This is a genomic window from Gottschalkiaceae bacterium SANA, from assembly GCA_036323355.1.
GTDB lineage: Bacteria > Bacillota > Clostridia > Tissierellales > GPF-1 > GPF-1.
Genome location: AP028876.1, coordinates 3039353 through 3056285, shown reverse-complemented (window position 1 = coordinate 3056285; position 16933 = coordinate 3039353). Strand labels below are relative to the sequence as shown.

15 protein-coding genes are annotated in these 16933 nt (G+C 40.6%); 13 read left to right on the top strand and 2 right to left on the bottom strand.

What is annotated here, in order from left to right; all coding sequences use genetic code 11:
• The first annotated feature begins 135 nt into the window (after nucleotides 1-135).
• From AC25CA_RS14815 to AC25CA_RS14780, 8 genes are all read left to right on the top strand, one after another.
• Entirely contained in the window at nucleotides 136-891 is a 756-nt protein-coding gene (locus AC25CA_RS14815) for a glycosyltransferase family 2 protein (RefSeq protein WP_486814611.1), read from the top strand.
• 16 nt (nucleotides 892-907) lie between these two features.
• Nucleotides 908-1990, top strand: a complete 1083-nt coding sequence (gmd, locus tag AC25CA_RS14810) for a GDP-mannose 4,6-dehydratase (protein WP_486814610.1) — start codon at nucleotides 908-910, stop codon at nucleotides 1988-1990.
• 8 nt (nucleotides 1991-1998) lie between these two features.
• Complete coding sequence (gene fcl, locus AC25CA_RS14805; RefSeq protein WP_486814609.1) at nucleotides 1999-2940, top strand: GDP-L-fucose synthase; 942 nt, start codon at nucleotides 1999-2001, stop codon at nucleotides 2938-2940.
• A gap of 83 nt (nucleotides 2941-3023) precedes the next feature.
• The gene (locus AC25CA_RS14800) at nucleotides 3024-4148 is read left to right on the top strand and encodes a glycosyltransferase family 4 protein (protein ID WP_486814608.1); all 1125 of its coding nucleotides are present in this window, start codon (nucleotides 3024-3026) and stop codon (nucleotides 4146-4148) included.
• A 23-nt stretch (nucleotides 4149-4171) separates the two neighbouring features.
• Nucleotides 4172-5296, top strand: coding sequence for a glycosyltransferase (locus tag AC25CA_RS14795; RefSeq protein WP_486814607.1), 1125 nt, complete (start codon nucleotides 4172-4174; stop codon nucleotides 5294-5296).
• A gap of 17 nt (nucleotides 5297-5313) precedes the next feature.
• Nucleotides 5314-6192, top strand: a complete 879-nt coding sequence (locus AC25CA_RS14790; protein WP_486814606.1) for a glycosyltransferase family 2 protein — start codon at nucleotides 5314-5316, stop codon at nucleotides 6190-6192.
• 1 nt (nucleotide 6193) lies between these two features.
• Complete coding sequence (locus AC25CA_RS14785) at nucleotides 6194-7207, top strand: hypothetical protein (protein WP_486814605.1); 1014 nt, start codon at nucleotides 6194-6196, stop codon at nucleotides 7205-7207.
• A 54-nt stretch (nucleotides 7208-7261) separates the two neighbouring features.
• Nucleotides 7262-9028 (top strand): phosphotransferase, encoded by a 1767-nt coding sequence (locus AC25CA_RS14780; RefSeq protein WP_486814604.1) that lies wholly within the window; start codon nucleotides 7262-7264, stop codon nucleotides 9026-9028.
• On the opposite strand, the gene AC25CA_RS14775 is transcribed toward AC25CA_RS14780, so the two are convergent.
• Both AC25CA_RS14775 and AC25CA_RS14770 read right to left on the bottom strand, forming a co-directional pair.
• Nucleotides 9018-10139, bottom strand: coding sequence for a sugar-transfer associated ATP-grasp domain-containing protein (locus AC25CA_RS14775; RefSeq protein ID WP_486814603.1), 1122 nt, complete (start codon nucleotides 10137-10139; stop codon nucleotides 9018-9020). The two genes, AC25CA_RS14780 and AC25CA_RS14775, sit on opposite strands and share 11 nt — an antisense overlap.
• A gap of 21 nt (nucleotides 10140-10160) precedes the next feature.
• Nucleotides 10161-11048, bottom strand: a complete 888-nt coding sequence (locus tag AC25CA_RS14770; protein WP_486814602.1) for an ATP-grasp fold amidoligase family protein — start codon at nucleotides 11046-11048, stop codon at nucleotides 10161-10163.
• A 183-nt stretch (nucleotides 11049-11231) separates the two neighbouring features.
• Here AC25CA_RS14770 and AC25CA_RS14765 point away from each other — a divergent pair, with 183 nt between their 5' ends.
• From AC25CA_RS14765 to AC25CA_RS14745, 5 genes are all read left to right on the top strand, one after another.
• Nucleotides 11232-12593, top strand: coding sequence for a DUF4301 family protein (locus AC25CA_RS14765; RefSeq protein ID WP_486814601.1), 1362 nt, complete (start codon nucleotides 11232-11234; stop codon nucleotides 12591-12593).
• A gap of 152 nt (nucleotides 12594-12745) precedes the next feature.
• Nucleotides 12746-13771 carry a dTDP-glucose 4,6-dehydratase gene (rfbB, locus tag AC25CA_RS14760; protein WP_486814600.1) on the top strand — a complete coding sequence of 342 codons (1026 nt, stop codon included), beginning with the start codon at nucleotides 12746-12748 and terminating at the stop codon, nucleotides 13769-13771.
• 93 nt (nucleotides 13772-13864) lie between these two features.
• On the top strand, nucleotides 13865-14782 hold the full coding sequence (locus AC25CA_RS14755) for an ATP-grasp fold amidoligase family protein (RefSeq protein WP_486814599.1): 918 nt from the start codon (nucleotides 13865-13867) through the stop codon (nucleotides 14780-14782).
• 37 nt (nucleotides 14783-14819) lie between these two features.
• Nucleotides 14820-15983 (top strand): glycosyltransferase family 4 protein, encoded by a 1164-nt coding sequence (locus AC25CA_RS14750; protein WP_486814598.1) that lies wholly within the window; start codon nucleotides 14820-14822, stop codon nucleotides 15981-15983.
• Between the two features lie 11 nt (nucleotides 15984-15994).
• On the top strand, nucleotides 15995-16891 hold the full coding sequence (locus AC25CA_RS14745) for an ATP-grasp fold amidoligase family protein (protein ID WP_486814597.1): 897 nt from the start codon (nucleotides 15995-15997) through the stop codon (nucleotides 16889-16891).
• Nucleotides 16892-16933: the final 42 nt, after the last annotated feature.

Sequence of the window (16933 nt, the reverse complement as noted above, 5' to 3'; positions counted from 1 at the left end):
TTTTTGGTATGGATCAGGGTCAGTTATTAAAAATAAGGGGACTTGGGTGACTTTTAAGGTAAAACATTGAAAATTATAGTGTAAAATAGAGATAGAAATTTATGGAATAATTGAAGCGGGAGAGTGGCAGAGAAAATGGCAAGCAAAATGGTAACCGTTATAATAGCGACGTACAATGCAAAAGAAAATTTGAGACAAGCAATTGACTCTGTTTTAAGTCAGACCTACGAATCCTTGGAGTTACTTGTTATTGATGGTGCTTCAACCGATGGTACGGTGGGGATTTTAGACGAATATGGTGATTCTCTTCGTTATATTAGTGAAGCGGATGAAGGCATTGCGGATGCATTTAACAAGGGCCTTAAGCATGCCAGGGGTGATTTTCTTTATTTTTTGGGTGCAGACGATTACTTCTTAAAGGACCAGGCCATAGAAGAAATGATGGATGGGGTCGATTGTGATGATATGATTGTTTGCGGCAAGATTCACCGGGTGAATCTAACGGGGGATTTGGTATATTGGATTGCGCCTAAGAACTTGCATTTTTGCAAGGCCTATTTGCTCTTTAGTATGCGCTTGCCTCATCAGGGCATGTTTATGAATCGCAAGTATTTTGACAAGTACGGTGGCTTTAATCTTGGATGTCGTTACGCCATGGATTATGATCTTTTGCTGCGGGCTTATAAAAACTTTCCACCAGTGATTATGAAAGATGTTGAGGTGGCAGCTTGGCGAGAAGGCGGCATTGGCAACGACAATCCCAAAGATGTATTTCGCGAGTATGATGAAATCAAGAGACGAAATGGCATAGCTCCTTCTTGCGTGCTAAGCATAATTCATCGATTTTTAGTGATGAAGAATGGCGTGAGAAGGGCTTTAGGTAAAAATTAGGACGGAGGTTATTTATATGGGTAAAGTGGCATTAATCACAGGGATCACGGGGCAGGATGGATCGTTTTTAGCCGAACTATTATTAAGTAAAGGCTACCAGGTGCATGGCATTATTCGTCGATCTTCCTCCTTTAATACGGGTCGAATTGAACATCTGTATTTGGATGAATTGATCAAGGATATGAAGAGTGAACGGAAGGTGCAATTGCACTATGGTGATATGACAGACTCGACAAATTTGATTCGGCTGGTGCGGGAAATTAAGCCTGACGAGATTTATAATTTGGCAGCCATGTCGCATGTAAAGGTTTCATTTGAGGTGCCTGAGTACACGGCAGATACGGATGGAATTGGAACCTTACGCTTATTGGAAGCCGTTCGTTTTTTGGGATATGAGAAGCACACTCGAATTTATCAGGCTTCAACGTCAGAACTCTTTGGCAAAGTCCAGGAAGTGCCACAAAAAGAAACGACTCCCTTTCACCCACGTTCACCCTATGGGGTGGCCAAATTATATGCCTATTGGATCACAAGGAATTATCGAGAAGCCTACAATATGTTTGCAGTCAATGGCATCCTATTTAATCATGAGTCAGAGCGAAGGGGTGAAACCTTTGTTACACGGAAAATCACTTTGGCGGCGGCGCGAATTCTAAAGGGAAGTCAAGAAAAATTGTATTTGGGAAATATGAATGCAAAGCGAGACTGGGGCTATGCCCGCGACTATGTGGAGTGCATGTGGTTGATGATGCAGCATGACCAGCCCGAAGACTTTGTTATTGCCACGGGTGAAATGCATTCTGTGCGGGAGTTTACCAGCCTGGCCTTTTTAGAAGCGGGGATTAAATTGGACTGGCAGGGCGAAGGCCTTGATGAAAAGGGCATTGACCAAAAGACCGGCAAGGTTTTGGTAGAGGTGGACCCTAAGTATTTTCGTCCTTCTGAAGTGGAGCAATTGTTAGGTGATCCCACCAAAGCAAAGACCATGCTTGCTTGGAATCCAAGGCAAACAAGCTTTGAAGACCTGGTTAAAATCATGGTTGAAAGCGATATGAAGCGGGTTGATCGAGAGACGAGAATTCAACGAGAATTTGATTAGAGAGGCTTATGATGAATAAAGAGGCAAAGATTTATGTTGCGGGTCACCGAGGAATGGTTGGTTCTGCAATCGTTAGAAACTTAAAGGCGCGGGGATATGAGAATATTATTGGAAAAACATCTGCTGAAGTGAATCTTATGAGGCAGGCCGAAGTGGAGGCTTTTTTTAAGGCTGAGCGGCCGGACTATGTTTTTTTAGCGGCTGCCAAAGTGGGGGGGATTCAGGCCAACAATACCTATCCCGCAGAATTCATTTATAACAATTTAATGATTGAAGCCAATGTAATTCACTGCGCCTATCGATATGGGGTAAAAAAGTTGTTGTTCTTGGGGTCGTCTTGCATCTATCCAAAGTTGGCGTCACAGCCCATCAGTGAAGAGGCCTTGTTGACAGGACCTTTGGAAGCGACCAACGAGGCCTATGCGATTGCAAAGATCGCTGGAATTGAGTTATGTAAATTTTATCGGCGTCAGTACAAGTGTGATTTTATATCTGCCATGCCGACCAATTTATATGGGATTAATGACAACTTTGACTTGGAAAATTCTCATGTAATGCCTGCATTGATTCGAAAATTTCATGAAGCCAAGGTAAATGGAAAGAGTGAAATTGTTATGTGGGGAACGGGGAAACCCAAGCGGGAGTTTCTTTATGTGGACGATTTGGCCGATGCCTGTGTGCATCTTATGAAACATTACAGCAAGGAGATCCATGTGAATATTGGGACTGGGGAGGATTTGGAGATTGGTGAATTGGCGAAAATCATTCAATCGGTTGTTGGTTACAAGGGAACAATTGTTAAGGACCTTTCCAAGCCGGATGGCACCCCCAGAAAACTGCTGGATATTGGTTTGCTAAAAGAGACCGGTTGGAAGCACAAGGTTTCTTTGGACCAGGGCATTGAAACGGTTTATCAATGGTATTTGGCATCAGAAAAGAAACGGATGTAAGGCTGTAAGCATGATGACAAGCATATGGTTTTTTTTGTTTGAGGATAGAGAAGGATTGGAAAAGTAAGGTGAATGATTTGAAGATGACGAAAAAGGTATTATTTGTTGCAACAGAAGATCAGGGTCATATTATGAAATTTCACTTGCCCTATCTTCATGAATTTAAAAAGGCCGGCTATGAAGTGCATGTCGCCTGTGGGGGAGACCAAAGAATCCCTTATTGTGATAGGAAAATTTCGCTTGCAATCAAACGAAATCCCTTGCGACTGTCTAATGTGAAAGCTTTTTTTCAGTTGAAAAAAGCAATTGATCTTGAAGGATATTCCTTGATCCACTGCCATACGCCAGTGGGCGGTGTTCTTGGTCGGCTTGCATCCATCAAGGCTAGAAAAGAGGGAAGCCGAGTTGTGTATACCGCCCATGGTTTTCATTTCTTTAAAGGTGCCAGCAAGTTTGCTTGGGCTGTCTATTATCCGATTGAAAAACAACTGGCACGCTGGACGGACTGTTTAATTACCATTAATAAAGAGGACTATGAATTAGCGCGTACACGCCGCTTTTCTGCAAAGACCTTGGTACATGTACATGGTGTGGGGGTTGACTTAAAGAAATATCACCCCGTTTGTCAGGCGGAGAAGCTGCTTTTGAGAAATGAATATGGCTTTAAGAAGGATGCCTTTATTTTAACCTTGGCGGCGGATTATAATAAGAATAAAAATCAGACGTTATTGATTCAAATGATTGATGAATTGCGAAAGGAAATTCCCAAGATAAAATTACTTCTTGTTGGCGAAGGTGTTTTGGATCAGGAATACCATGCCTTGATCAAGGCTTTGGGGGTTGAAAAACATGTTGAAATGCTGGGTTTTCGAAAAGATGTGGACAAGCTCTTGCAACTTTCAGACGTGGTTGTTTCCAGTTCTTATCGGGAAGGTCTGCCGGTCTTTTTAATGGAAGCGATGGCGACGGGGCTTCCCATTGTTGCAAGCAGGTGTCGCGGGAATCGTGATTTGGTGGTTGATGGAGAGAGTGGCTTTCTTGTAGAGCTTGATCAACAAGCGGCATTCTCCTTTGCGGTGAAACGCTTGTATGCAGGGCCATCCATGAGGGAAGAGATGGGTGAACGGGCCAGAGTACTTGTAAAACCCTATGAGCAAAAACTGGTTGTTGAAGAGATGAAAAAAGTTTATGGTGCTTGCTTGGCATAGGTTGAGGGATGAGGTGTATTTTAATGGAGAGGCAGACAATCGTATTTATTCGGTCGGGGACGATTGAGAATGACTCAAGATTGCAAAAGGAAGTTGGGGTCGCACTTAAAGCAGGCTATACATGTGTTGTTTTGGGCTGGGATCGAAACCGGCTATATGAAGAAACATGTTCCTTTAAAACACCTTATGGACGTGCAAAAGTCCGATACTTTTCCTTGCGCGCTCATTATGGAAGTGGATTGGCGAATGCGGGAAGAATTATACACTTTAATCGGTGGATCTATAAGCAATTGCGAGCCATGGAAAAAGACCTTACCATTATACATGCTTGTGATTTGGACACCGCTTTGCCAACAAAATGGATAGCCAAAAAATATAAAAAACGCCTTATTTATGATATTTATGATTACTATGTTTCCTCCCACACCATCCCGACAAAATGGGGAAAAGCGCTTGTTGCCGCTATTGAAAATTCGGTTATCAATGCTGCGGATTGCAGCTTGATTTGTACCGAACAGCGGAGAGACCAGATCAGCAAAGCCAAGCCCAAACGCCTAGAAGTCATCTATAACTCACCGGATCTTTCCATACTGGATCAGCAGAGGGTCAGTGGAAGAAGGAAAGAGCGCTTGAAGATTGTTTATGTGGGAATTTTGCAGGGTGATCGTTTGCTGCTAGAAGTAGCAGAGGTGATAAAAGGGCGCAACGATATGGAATTGCATATTGGTGGATTTGGCTTGTATGAAGAGGCCTTTAAAGATGCAGGGGAGAACATCTTCTATTATGGGCGCATGGCTTATAAACAAGTACTTGAATTGGAGAAAGAGGCCGATATCCTCTTTGCGACCTACAATCCAATGATTGAAAATCATCGCTACTCAGCGCCCAATAAGATTTATGAGGCAATGGCACTGGGAAAAGCAATCATTGTATGTAAAGAGACGATTCCAGAAGATTTAATCAAGCAGATTGGCTTGGGCATTCGCTATAGTGGGGCTGACTTTTTGGAAGCGGCCAAGCAACTGAAATCGGCGGATTTGCGCAATGAATTGGGGAAGAATGGCCGAGCTTTATATGAGAAGCGCTATAGTTGGAGTCTGATGGAAGCGAAACTACTTGATATTTATGAAGGATCGATCAGCCAATAAGAAAGGATGAAGTGCTTGTGAGAATAACGGTATTTACGCCAAGCTATAACCGTGCGGACTTGTTGAAACGCTTATACAAGAGTTTGTGCGAGCAAAGCTGCAGTGATTTTGAATGGTTGATTGTCGATGATGGATCAAATGACCATACGGAATCGCTTGTTAAAGGCTTTATAATGGAAGCAAAAGTCGATATTTCATATGTAAGAAAAGACAATGGTGGAAAGCATACAGCCATGAATTTGGCTTTTAAAAAAGCACGGGGAAGCTATTTTGTTTGCGTAGATAGTGATGATTTTTTGCTAGAAGACGCCATAGAGAAGATGATTCCTCTTTGTGATCGGCTTGATACATGTGACTATTGTGGATTTGTTGGCATGTGTCAGGATATGAATGGAAAGAGAATCGGCCGTGCACCAGAGGGTGAGTTGTTATCAAATACCATAGAGATCCGGGATCGTTATGGCATTCAAGGAGAACCTGAAGTTTACAAGACTGCGCTTTTACGCCAACAAGCCTTTCCCGTTTTTGCTGGAGAATGGTTTATTACAGAAGCCATTTTATTTGATGTTGTAACAAGTCAAATGCCCTTGCTTTATACGGACCAAATTTTCATGTTCAAGGAATTTCAAGCCGGAGGCTTGACCTCGAATGAGCCGCGGATTCGCGTTGATAATCCCTTGGGGACCTTAAGTTATTATCGGCAGAGGTACAAGATGTCTCCAAGTGTGAGAGCAAAGATTAAAGCTTTGATTAATTATACGCGTTTCTCTATACACGCTCCCCATGCAAGTAAGCAAATCTCTCTTGAGGGACTTGCGCGCATTTATCGACTTTGTGTCTTCTTGCCAGCCTATTGGATGTATGGAAGAGACGTAAAAAAACTGAAGGAGTTATAAGGTGAGAATAGTGACTTGTACGGGTTATTATGGAACGGGATCGAGTGCGATTGGTGATTTTATTTCCGAATTTGACAAGTGTTATTATTTAACGAATTATGAATTTCGCTTTATTCAAGATCCAGAAGGGATCAGTGACTTAGAGTATAATTTGATTGAGAACCACCATAGACATAATTCGGGTCATGCTTTAAAACGATATCAAAAAAAAGTGGATTTCCTTTCGGGAAATCGATGGATTCCAAAGTATGAAGCCTTCTTTCAAAACCGATGGAAGGAAATTTCATATGACTACATCAATGACTTAACGGAATTTACTTATGGGGGCTATTGGCATCAAGACGTAATTGATGGGGGTAAAGCCTTCTATATCCGCAAACGGATGTGGAATAAAGTGCTTCAGAAAACACTTTGGAGAAAGCAAGTTGAACGGGGTTTAAACGAAATGCCCAATGAAGTGACTTTATGCAGCCGGCCTAGCCAGGAGGACTTCCTGCTTAAAACGAGGGCCTATACCAAGAGGCTTTTTGAATGCGCAAATATGGAAAATAAGCCAGATTTGATGGTTGAGCAAATTGTTCCACCTTCAAATATCGATCGATATTGTCGATATTTTGATGACTTAAAGGTTTTTGTGGTGGAGCGCGACCCAAGGGATTTGTATTTGCTTGAAAAATACATCTGGCATGGGCGTGTGATACCAACAGCTAGTGTAGATGTTTTTTGCCAATGGTATTTGTATACGCGCAGCCATAGAAAAAGTGAGACCTTCGATAAAAGCCACACCATGTTTATTCAGTTTGAAGATTTGATTTATCAATATGAAAAAACAAGCAAGGAAATTATGGCGTGGTTAGGCTATTCCGAGAAAGATCATTGTCATAAGAAGATGCATTTTATACCGGAGCAATCCATTAATAATACAAAATTGTGGGAGCAGATTCCAGGGGTTGAGGAAGAGCTTGCTGTAATTGAAGACAAGCTAAAAGCCTATCTGTATACACATCACGCATGACCAAAGCATTGATTTCTTATGGAGTAGGATAAAAGTAAAGAGGGTGCATGGCTTATGGAATTCAATCATTTGCAGTTTAACGTTTTAATGGCTTTACGACAAGGAACAATGGAAACACTAGGCGATATAGCAAAAGAATGCGCCTCTTCACTTGCAAGCATCAATCAAGTTATCAATGACTTATTGAAAGACCAAATGATTGAGAAGACCGGGGCTTATCAATTAACAGAAAAAGGGAATCAGCTGATACAAACCTATGGTGTTGAAAATGCCATTATTTTGGCCGCAGGATTCAGTTCACGTTTTGTCCCACTATCATATGAATGCCCTAAAGCCTTGCTGAGTGTTCATGGTGAGCGGATGATTGAACGACAGATCCGACAATTGCATGAGGTGGGCATTTATCAGATTACCCTTGTGGTTGGATATTTAAAAGAGAAGTTTGACTATTTGATTGATCTCTTTGGGGTTGAATTGGTATATTGTGAGGATTATGCGCAAAGAAATAACTTGTCTTCTTTATATTGCGTCAGACACAAGTTGTCCAATAGCTATGTTTTGTCTAGTGATAATTATATGGTGGATAATTTATTTCATGCTTATGAATATGACAGTTGGTACTGTACGGTGAAAGCGGAAGCAGAAACCGAGGAATGGTGTGTGTTTACAGATCATAAAAATCGAATTCGCCGAGTCGAGCTTGGTGGCTTTCAAGAATGGCATATGTATGGTCCTGTATATTTTTCAAAAGAGTTTTCTGAGAAAATACGTCCCTTATTGGAGTCGGCTTATCATCGTCCTGGAACAAAGAATTATTATTGGGAAGACGTGCTGTGCAACCACCTGGATACATTGGAAATATTTGCTAATCAGCAGTCGCGAAAAGTCGTTTATGAATTTGAAAATCTGGAAGAACTGCGCGTATTTGATAAGACCTACCAAGTCAATTCAAAAAATGAGACCATGAAAGTTATTGCCCGTGTATTTAACGTAGAGGAAAGACAGATTAATGGGATTGTCCCTTTGAAGCTAGGCATGACAAATCGTTCTTTTCTGTTTGAAGTTTGTGGAGAGTCATATATTTGCAGAATTCCTGGTGAGGGAACAGATCAATTAATTAATAGACAAGAAGAATATGCCACTTATCGGGCCCTCGCTCCTCTTCAGTTCACCGAAGTCCTTGTGCATTTTGATCCAAAGACAGGCATTAAAATCGCTAAATATGAGGAAAATACCAGAGCCTTGAACACGGAAAATGTGGATGAATTGAAGGCAGCCATGGCAATGCTGAAAAAACTCCACACCAGTGATATTCAAGTGGACCATAGCTTTGACATGGGCAAAAGCATTCGATTCTATGAAAAACTTTGTATGGATAGGCATGCCATTTTATTTGAGGATTATTCGAAAGTGCGAGCCAACATGGATCTTCTGCTAGAGCGTTTGCAGTCATATCCCCTTGTAAAGACAATGGCTCATATCGATGCGAACTGTGACAATTTTTTGGTTGATGATGATTTGAAAATGACATTAATTGACTGGGAGTATGCAGGAATGTGTGATCCCTTGATTGATCTGTCCATGTTTGCAATCTATAGTCATTTTTCCAAAGATCAAGTGGAGCATTTGATGCAGTACTACTTTCATAGAGAACCGAATGAAGATGAGCGCATTCGTGTTTATGCCTATATGGCATTGGGTGGATTTTTATGGTCCTTGTGGGCCTTGTATAAACAGGCCTTGGGCCTTTCGTTTGGAGCGTATACCTTAAACATGTATCGATATGCAAAAGCGTATTATCAGGAAGTGATCAAGCTTTAGCGTGAAAGGTTTCTTTTAGAATTTGGTCTGTATAGTCGCCAAAAACAGGACCATTAAGCAATTGAAAGGCGATGATATTTTGATGCTTTAAATTCACTTCAATTAAGCAGATTTCTTCATGTTCATCAATGCCAAGATCCCAAGAGACGAATTTGAAATGAGGAAGCTTTTTATGCATGAGCTGGGCTTTTTCCTTGATCTGATCAAACTGGGTAATTTTAATGGCTTGAAATTTGATTTTTGATTGGGGATGTTCTTCATAAGCTCGATATTTGCCATCGTAGGCTTCTTTTGATAAGTTTCCGTCACTTTCAATGCGACAGAATACACCGCCACTAACGGTGTTATCGACAAGGGCATCATTTATTCCAAAGCGAATATAAGAATCCATATAAAGAATTTTGTCATCCATTCGCATGGTATAAACGCGTATTGAGTTCATGGCATTGGGATTGACCCTAGACAGGTAATCGACCTGTTTATAAATTTCTTGTATGGAATAATCCATATGGTATTGCTTAAGAAGGTCTTCAATCGATTTTTTTTGGCGGTCGACAAAGAGCTCTCCATTTTTATTAGAGAGGAGGGCAATGTTTTTGCCGCCACCGGAGTCTATGCTGGGTTTAATTAGATAGTCTTGGTCCATATTCTTGATGATTTGAATGGCTTGAGCTCTGCTAATTTCCTGATGACAGCCATTGTAAAAGATGCCATTCATGTTATAGATCAGTGCTTTGGGTATTCTGACAAGGTCTTCGAATCTTTGATAGGTGTTTTTGTCGGAATAGGCATGGGCCATTATAATCTTATTGAATTTAGGTTCAATATAGCGGTGGTAAATATAGTCCGGTATATACTTTTCACTGGCTAGGCCATTAAAGTCTTTACAAAGATCATGCCAATAACAGTCCACTTTTTTAAGGCCATATTGTCTGTAATAGCGGGTGATGGCTTGATGATAAGTACGATCTCTTTTAAACTTCTTAAAATCCATTTTCTTCCGAATGGAATACTTGTAACTCCATTCTTTTAAGAGTCCTGCTATGGAATTGACAATTCTATTGAATTTATAATTGGCAATTGATATGGTGTAGACTTCTTTTCTGTTCATTTTCACCTTCCCCTTCTTTTCTTAAATGATGGTAATCCATTCTCCCATTTGCAAATCAAAGGATTCGGGTAAGAGTTGACTCATGCCGCTTCCATTGTAGAAAGTGAGCTCCGAAAAATAGAGTTTTCCATTGACTTCATATAAATCGACTCGGACATGAGGAAAATCGGCTGATAGGTGTCTGCAAATACGCAGCATCTCATCGAAATTTTGCGGCTTTGCTATGGGATGATTTGCGTCATTCATAAAATTGATTCGACAATCGAGGAAATTCCATTCTGCATCATAAATGTTTCTTTTATGATTTTTGAAACGATCATAATCGACTGCAATTACACGAGGTTCCCCGTCGAAACAGAAGAACTTGTAATCGTTGGGTGTATTGCCTTGGGGATCACCTAAATATTTTTCACAGATAATTTTGGGCTTGATATCTTTGTAGCCCCACTCATAATTCATTGTGCAGTAATTGGAATGGATCCATAAATCCATTTTTCGAAACTCATTTTCCCAGTCGAGTTGATCTTTATCATGGCAAATGATATTCCAAGAGGAACCATGATTTGCCCGCATGGCGAATGCTGGGGGTAATGAATCAAGATCAATCTCTTCAACCGTCTTGTAGATGGCGATGACGTCGTTTAGTAAATGGCCATAGCCCTTTTCTTTGACATAGTCCCGAACAGCAACCTTGTCGTTGCACTGAGTAATGCGTTCATTTTTATAGTTGAGTTTGATCCATTGGATTTTATCACCATACTTCTTGGGATTTTTTATATTCATTTTTCTTCCGGTCTTATAGCGAAAGCCTAGCCCAAGATGAAAGGTCTTAAATGGCGCATTTTGAAAATATGCCGATAAGGCTTTGTTCAACAGCTTACGAATGACGAATTTTCTCTTTATCTTCACCCTTGTTTCCTCCATCGCTTCTTCTGAAATTTCTCAATTAAGTAAAATACTTGCTTTGTTGTTTTAAGTATAGTAGAAGTCATTCTAAAGAGCAATTCTGAATTCGTTTGCCTTCTTTTAAGACGAATTGGATGATATAATTAGAATATTAAATACTCGAATTTGGAAAAAGGGGAATGACTGATGGAAACGTTTATAGAAAAGTTTAATAAAGGCAGGCAATATAGTAAAATTGTTAAGGCTGCGGCCGCCTGTGATTTGTATACAGCTGGGCATGAAGATGAAGATTACTTGAATTTGCGCAGTGTAAAATTTATTCCGGCAAGCGGTGCTGCCACAAGAATGTTTCAAGATTTGTATGCATTTATTCATGAAGAAAAAGAGTCTGAATCGGTTTCACTGTTCTTCGATCAGTTAGAGAACTTTGCTTTTTTTGGCCAACTGACTAGCTATGTGGATGGTGACATAGACAAGGGGTCACCGCTTTCACACCGCATAGATCTTGCTAGGGCTTTGCTAGAGACCGGGCTCAATTACGGCAATTTACCCAAAGCATTGATCCAGATGCATGCCTATGGAAAATCTTCGCTTACACCCATTGATGAACATATTTATGAGGGGGAGCATTATTTAAAGCCGGACCAGGTCCGGTTGCATTTTACCATTTCAAAAGAGCATGAAGACTTATTCAAGGCCTATAGGACTTATGTTGCTCAAGATAAGCCACATGTTGAGATGACTTATTCTTTTCAGAATCCATCGACCGACACCCTGGCGGTTGATTTGCATAATCAACCATTTTTATTGGATAATGGCAAGCCCTTGTATAGGGCGGGCGGCCATGGTGCTTTAATTGAGAATCTTAATGATTTGGATGCAGACCTTGTCTTTATCAAAAATATCGACAATGTTTGTCACAAGGATCATGTTCAGGAAACAATCGATTCAAAAAAACACTTGGCCTCCATTGGTATGGGAGTGAAAAAACAGATCGACAGATATTTGAAGGTCTTATTATCCGGTTCAGCAGACTTGAGTGAAATTGAAACATTTATTCGTGATGTTTTGAAGATCGAGACCAAGCTGCCTTTAACGAAAGAATCAGCATTTGCATTTTTGAACCGACCCTTAAGAATCTGCGGCATGGTAAAAAATCAAGGTGAACCAGGGGGCGGTCCATTTCTTGTGGACAATGGAGACTATATGGATTTGCAGATCTGTGAAAAAGCTGAGATTGATTTGCGGCTTGAAGAAAATGTAAGAATTTTGGGAGAATCGAAATATTTTAACCCCGTAGATCTGGTTTGCTTTGTGAGGGACTACCAAGGCAATAAGTTTAACCTTTTAGACTATGTGAATGAGAATCGATATTTCATTAGTGAAAAATCCTACAAGGGTCGCAAACTTAAAGCCCTAGAACACCCGGGCCTGTGGAACGGTGCCATGCATAATTGGAATACTGTTTTTGTAGAAGTACCCCTATCAACATTTAATCCAGTAAAGACGGTAAACGACTTGTTGCGTGCTGGTCATCAGCCTAAATAAAGGTTTAGTGACGGACAAGCCGATTTGGCGACTTTAAAAGGAAATTTTTGAGAGTTTAGTGTAAAATAAAGATGCGGTTTACATAAAGATGTGAATAGCTTAGTTTTTATAGAGAGGCTATGCCTGTTTTATTTATAGCTGCGGAGGAAGAAATGAAGACTATTTTGGTAGCCGGAGGAGCCGGCTTTATCGGAAGCAATTTTATAAGAATGATGGTAAATACGTATTCGGACTATCTTGTAATTAATGTCGATGCATTAACCTATGCCGGCAACTTGGATAACTTACGGGATGTGGAGAAGAACGAGCATTATCGCTTTATTAAGGCCGATATCCGAGATCGAGAAAAAATCGAGGCTATTTTTGACGCCTATGACATTGATTGGGTGGTGAATTTTGCAGCGGAGTCCCATGTAGATCGAAGCATAGAAGAGCCGACCGTTTTTTTAACCACGAATATTTTGGGCACGCAAACCTTGCTGGACGTTGCTAAAGACCATTGGAAAGTCAGTAGCGAAAACAAGTGCCAGCCATATAAAGAAGGGGTCAAGTACTTGCAGGTCTCAACCGACGAGGTGTATGGTGCCTTAGGTGAAAAAGGCAAGTTCATTGAAATCATGCCCCTGTTGCCCAACAATCCATATTCGGCATCAAAAGCGAGTGCGGATCTGATTGTGCGTGCCTACCATAAGACCTTTGGCATGCCGGTGAATATTACCCGTTGCAGCAATAATTATGGGCCTTATCAGTTTCCTGAAAAACTCATTCCCTTCATGATTCAGCAGTGCATAAAAGAGGAAGCCATGCCTCTATATGGGGATGGGATGCAGGTTAGAGATTGGCTGCATGTATGGGACCATTGTTCTGCTCTTGACCTAGTTTTGCACCAAGGAAAAGTGGGGGAGATCTATAATATTGGCGGAAATAATGAAAAAACAAATATAGAGATCTGTAAGTTAATTATCGAAGGCTTGGGGAAAAGCGAAGAGTTGATTCACTTTGTTGAAGACCGACCGGGACATGATCGACGATATGCCATCGATAATAGTAAAATTGCAAGTCAGTTGGCCTGGCAACCTAGCTATAGCTTTGAGCAAGGCATGAAAGAAACCATTCAATGGTATGTTGATCATGCTGAATGGATGAGACGCCTTGTATCGGGGGATGATGAAACCTAGGATAAAAGCATGCTCACCTAGGAAAAAGACTGTTGGTTTTTCGCTGCATTGTGCGAGCAGGTATTTTGATCCAAGGAGGGTGAGTAAAGAAACATGGGTAGATCATTGAAAGAGCGATTGAGGAAAAATGAATGGCTCGTTATAAGTTATGATTATTTGCGGGAATTGCCTTATCGGGTATATAAGAATGATGAAAAATGGATAAAAAAATGGTTTGTAAAAAAGACAGGAAGAAGCCTTGATCTTGAGAATCCGCTTTACTACAATGACAAGCTGCAATGGTTAAAATTGAATTGGCGTGATCCGGATGCAAAAATAGCGGTTGATAAGTATAAGGTAAGAGAATTTGTAGAAAATAAGATTGGGTCCAAATACCTAAACGAGTTGATTGATGTTTATGGTGACGTAAAAGAGATCGAGATTGATGTGTTACCCAAAAAGTTTGTGCTTAAAGGAACGCATGGGTCGGGCTTTAATCTCATTTGCAAGGACAAAAAGGAAATAGATTGGCCACAAGCCCGTAAAGAAATGAGAAGATGGATGCGCACCAATTATTATCTATATAACCGAGAGTGGGTATATAAAGATATTCGTCCTAGAATTATTTGCGAGGCATTTTTGCAAGATGCGGCTGGCAAGCCACCCATGGACTACAAAATATTTTGTTTTAATGGAGAGCCGAAGTTTGTTCAAGTGGATATCGATCGATTTGGACAACATAAACAAAATTTCTATGATACAAATTGGGATATTCTTGATATCGAAATTTGGTGTGACAAAGACATGGAAATGGTGATAGAAAAGCCCAAGAACTTTGATGAAATGTTGAGAATCAGCAGAATACTCTCTGCGCAATTTCCTCATGTGCGTGTGGATTTATACAATTTGGACGGAAAAATCATTTTTGGCGAACTAACTTTCTTTCATCTGAGTGGAATGGCTAAATTTAGAAATGCCGAATTTGAAAGTCAAATGGGTGCTTGGTTGGATTTGAAGGTTGATGGAAAATGATTGTGAAAAGAAGCGAGTAAAAAAAGAAGGTAGAGAGATGAAGAAGGTCCTTTTTGTTGCAACTGTTGTAAAAACACATATTATGCCTTTCCACATTCCCTACTTGGAATGGTTTAAAAGGAAGGGTTATGAAGTGCATGTCTGCGCGAGAAATGATTATGAAAATCGAGAGGACTGTGTGATTCCTTATTGTGATCACTTCCATGAGATTCCTTTTAGCCGGTCTCCTTTTAAGCCCAACAATCTACTTTCCTATTTAAAACTAAAGCGGATTATGGATAGAAATGATTATGAAATTATTCACTGCCACACGCCTATGGGCGGGGTATTGGGTCGATTGGCGGGAAGAAAGGCCCATAGACGGGGCACAAAGATGGTTTATACAGCCCATGGTTTTCATTTCTTTAAAGGGGCCAAATGGATTAATTGGAAGCTTTATTACCCCATAGAAAAGTACTTGGCTCATTTAACGGACTGTCTAATTACCATTAATCAAGAAGATTATAGAAATGCGGTGAATCGAGGATTTAAGGCCAAGAAAATTGTATATGTGCCCGGGGTGGGTGTAGACTTCAACCGTTTTACTTGGCAAACGCCCGACAAGAAAGCTGGCTTGCGTCGGCAATATGGCTTTGAGGATGAAGCTTTTATTTTAGTCTATGCAGGCGAGTTCACGTATCGAAAGCATCAAGACCTGCTTATAAAGGCTGCAAATGAATTGAAGAGTCAAATTCCCAAGCTGGTGATCTTATTGGCTGGAAGAGGTCAGTTACAGTCTGAATATGAAAAAATGATTGCTGATTTGGGTGTTGATGATCAAGTGAAGATTTTAGGCTTTCGTGATGATGTCGACAAGCTGATGCTTTTAGCAGATGTTGCTGTATCTGCATCAAGACAAGAAGGTTTGCCTGTCAATGTAATGGAGGCCATGGCGACGGCTTTGCCCTTGGTTGTAACTGACTGCAGGGGAAACCGCGATTTGGTAACAGATGGTGAGAATGGTTATGTTTGTGACATTGATGACGTCGATTGTTTTGTCACTGCAATTGAAAACTTGCATGCCTCTTCAGACCTATGCAGGCAGTTTGGTTTGCAAAATTTGAGTCGGGTACAACAATACAGCCTAGCTGTTATCGTCGATTCTATGGAAAAGGTTTACTTGGATTGTTTGATGGGTCAAGATGATCAAGGATTGAAATAAAGAGGTGAAGAATGATAGGTAAGATATTCAAGTGGCCAAGTAAAGCTCGTATGCTGGTTAATTTGGCATTTCAAAATCCCTTGTTCCGATTGATGTCAGATGAAAGCTATTTAAAAATCAAATACCGATTGAAAGTTGGAAAAAAATTAAATTTGAATGATCCAAAAGGATTTAATGAAAAAATACAATGGTTGAAGATTCATGAGCATAACAAGCTTCATACGCAATTGGTGGACAAGTATGAGGTGAGATCTTGGGTTGCGGATAAAATTGGTTCGGAGTATTTGGTGCCGCTCATTGGGGTTTATGAGGCCCTTGATCAAATCGATTTTGATGCCTTGCCAGATCAATATGTACTGAAGTGTAGCCATGATTCCGGTGGTGTATTTATTTGTCACTCTAGACAAAGTTTCGACACAAAAAAGGTAAGCAAGAAGTTAAAGAGAAGCTTGAAAAGAAACTACTATTACGGCGGAAGAGAGTGGCAGTACAAACATGTTCAGCCGCGCCTTATTTGTGAAAGGCTCTTGATTGAACCCCATACGGATTCTGTGCCTGATTACAAGTTCATGTGTTTCAATGGAAAGGTTAAATGTTCCTTTGTCTGCTCAGAACGAAAGCAGGCAAGTGGTTTGAAAGTCGATTTTTTTGATCTCGATTGGAATCGGATGCCATTTGAACGTCACTATAAGAATAGCAATGCTATCATTGAAAAACCAAAAAATTACTTGGCGATGATCCGTTTGGCAGAAATTTTGGCGGAAGGTTTTCGCTTTGTGCGTGTCGATTTTTATGAAGTGAGTGGCCGAATTTATTTTGGCGAGTTAACCTTTCACCCTGGATCTGGCTTTGAACGTTTTAGTCCCGAATATTATGATGAATTGTTGGGAAGTTGGATCAAGTTGTAAGCAAATGAAAGACCGGAATAAGTGGATGAAGTTGTTGGCACT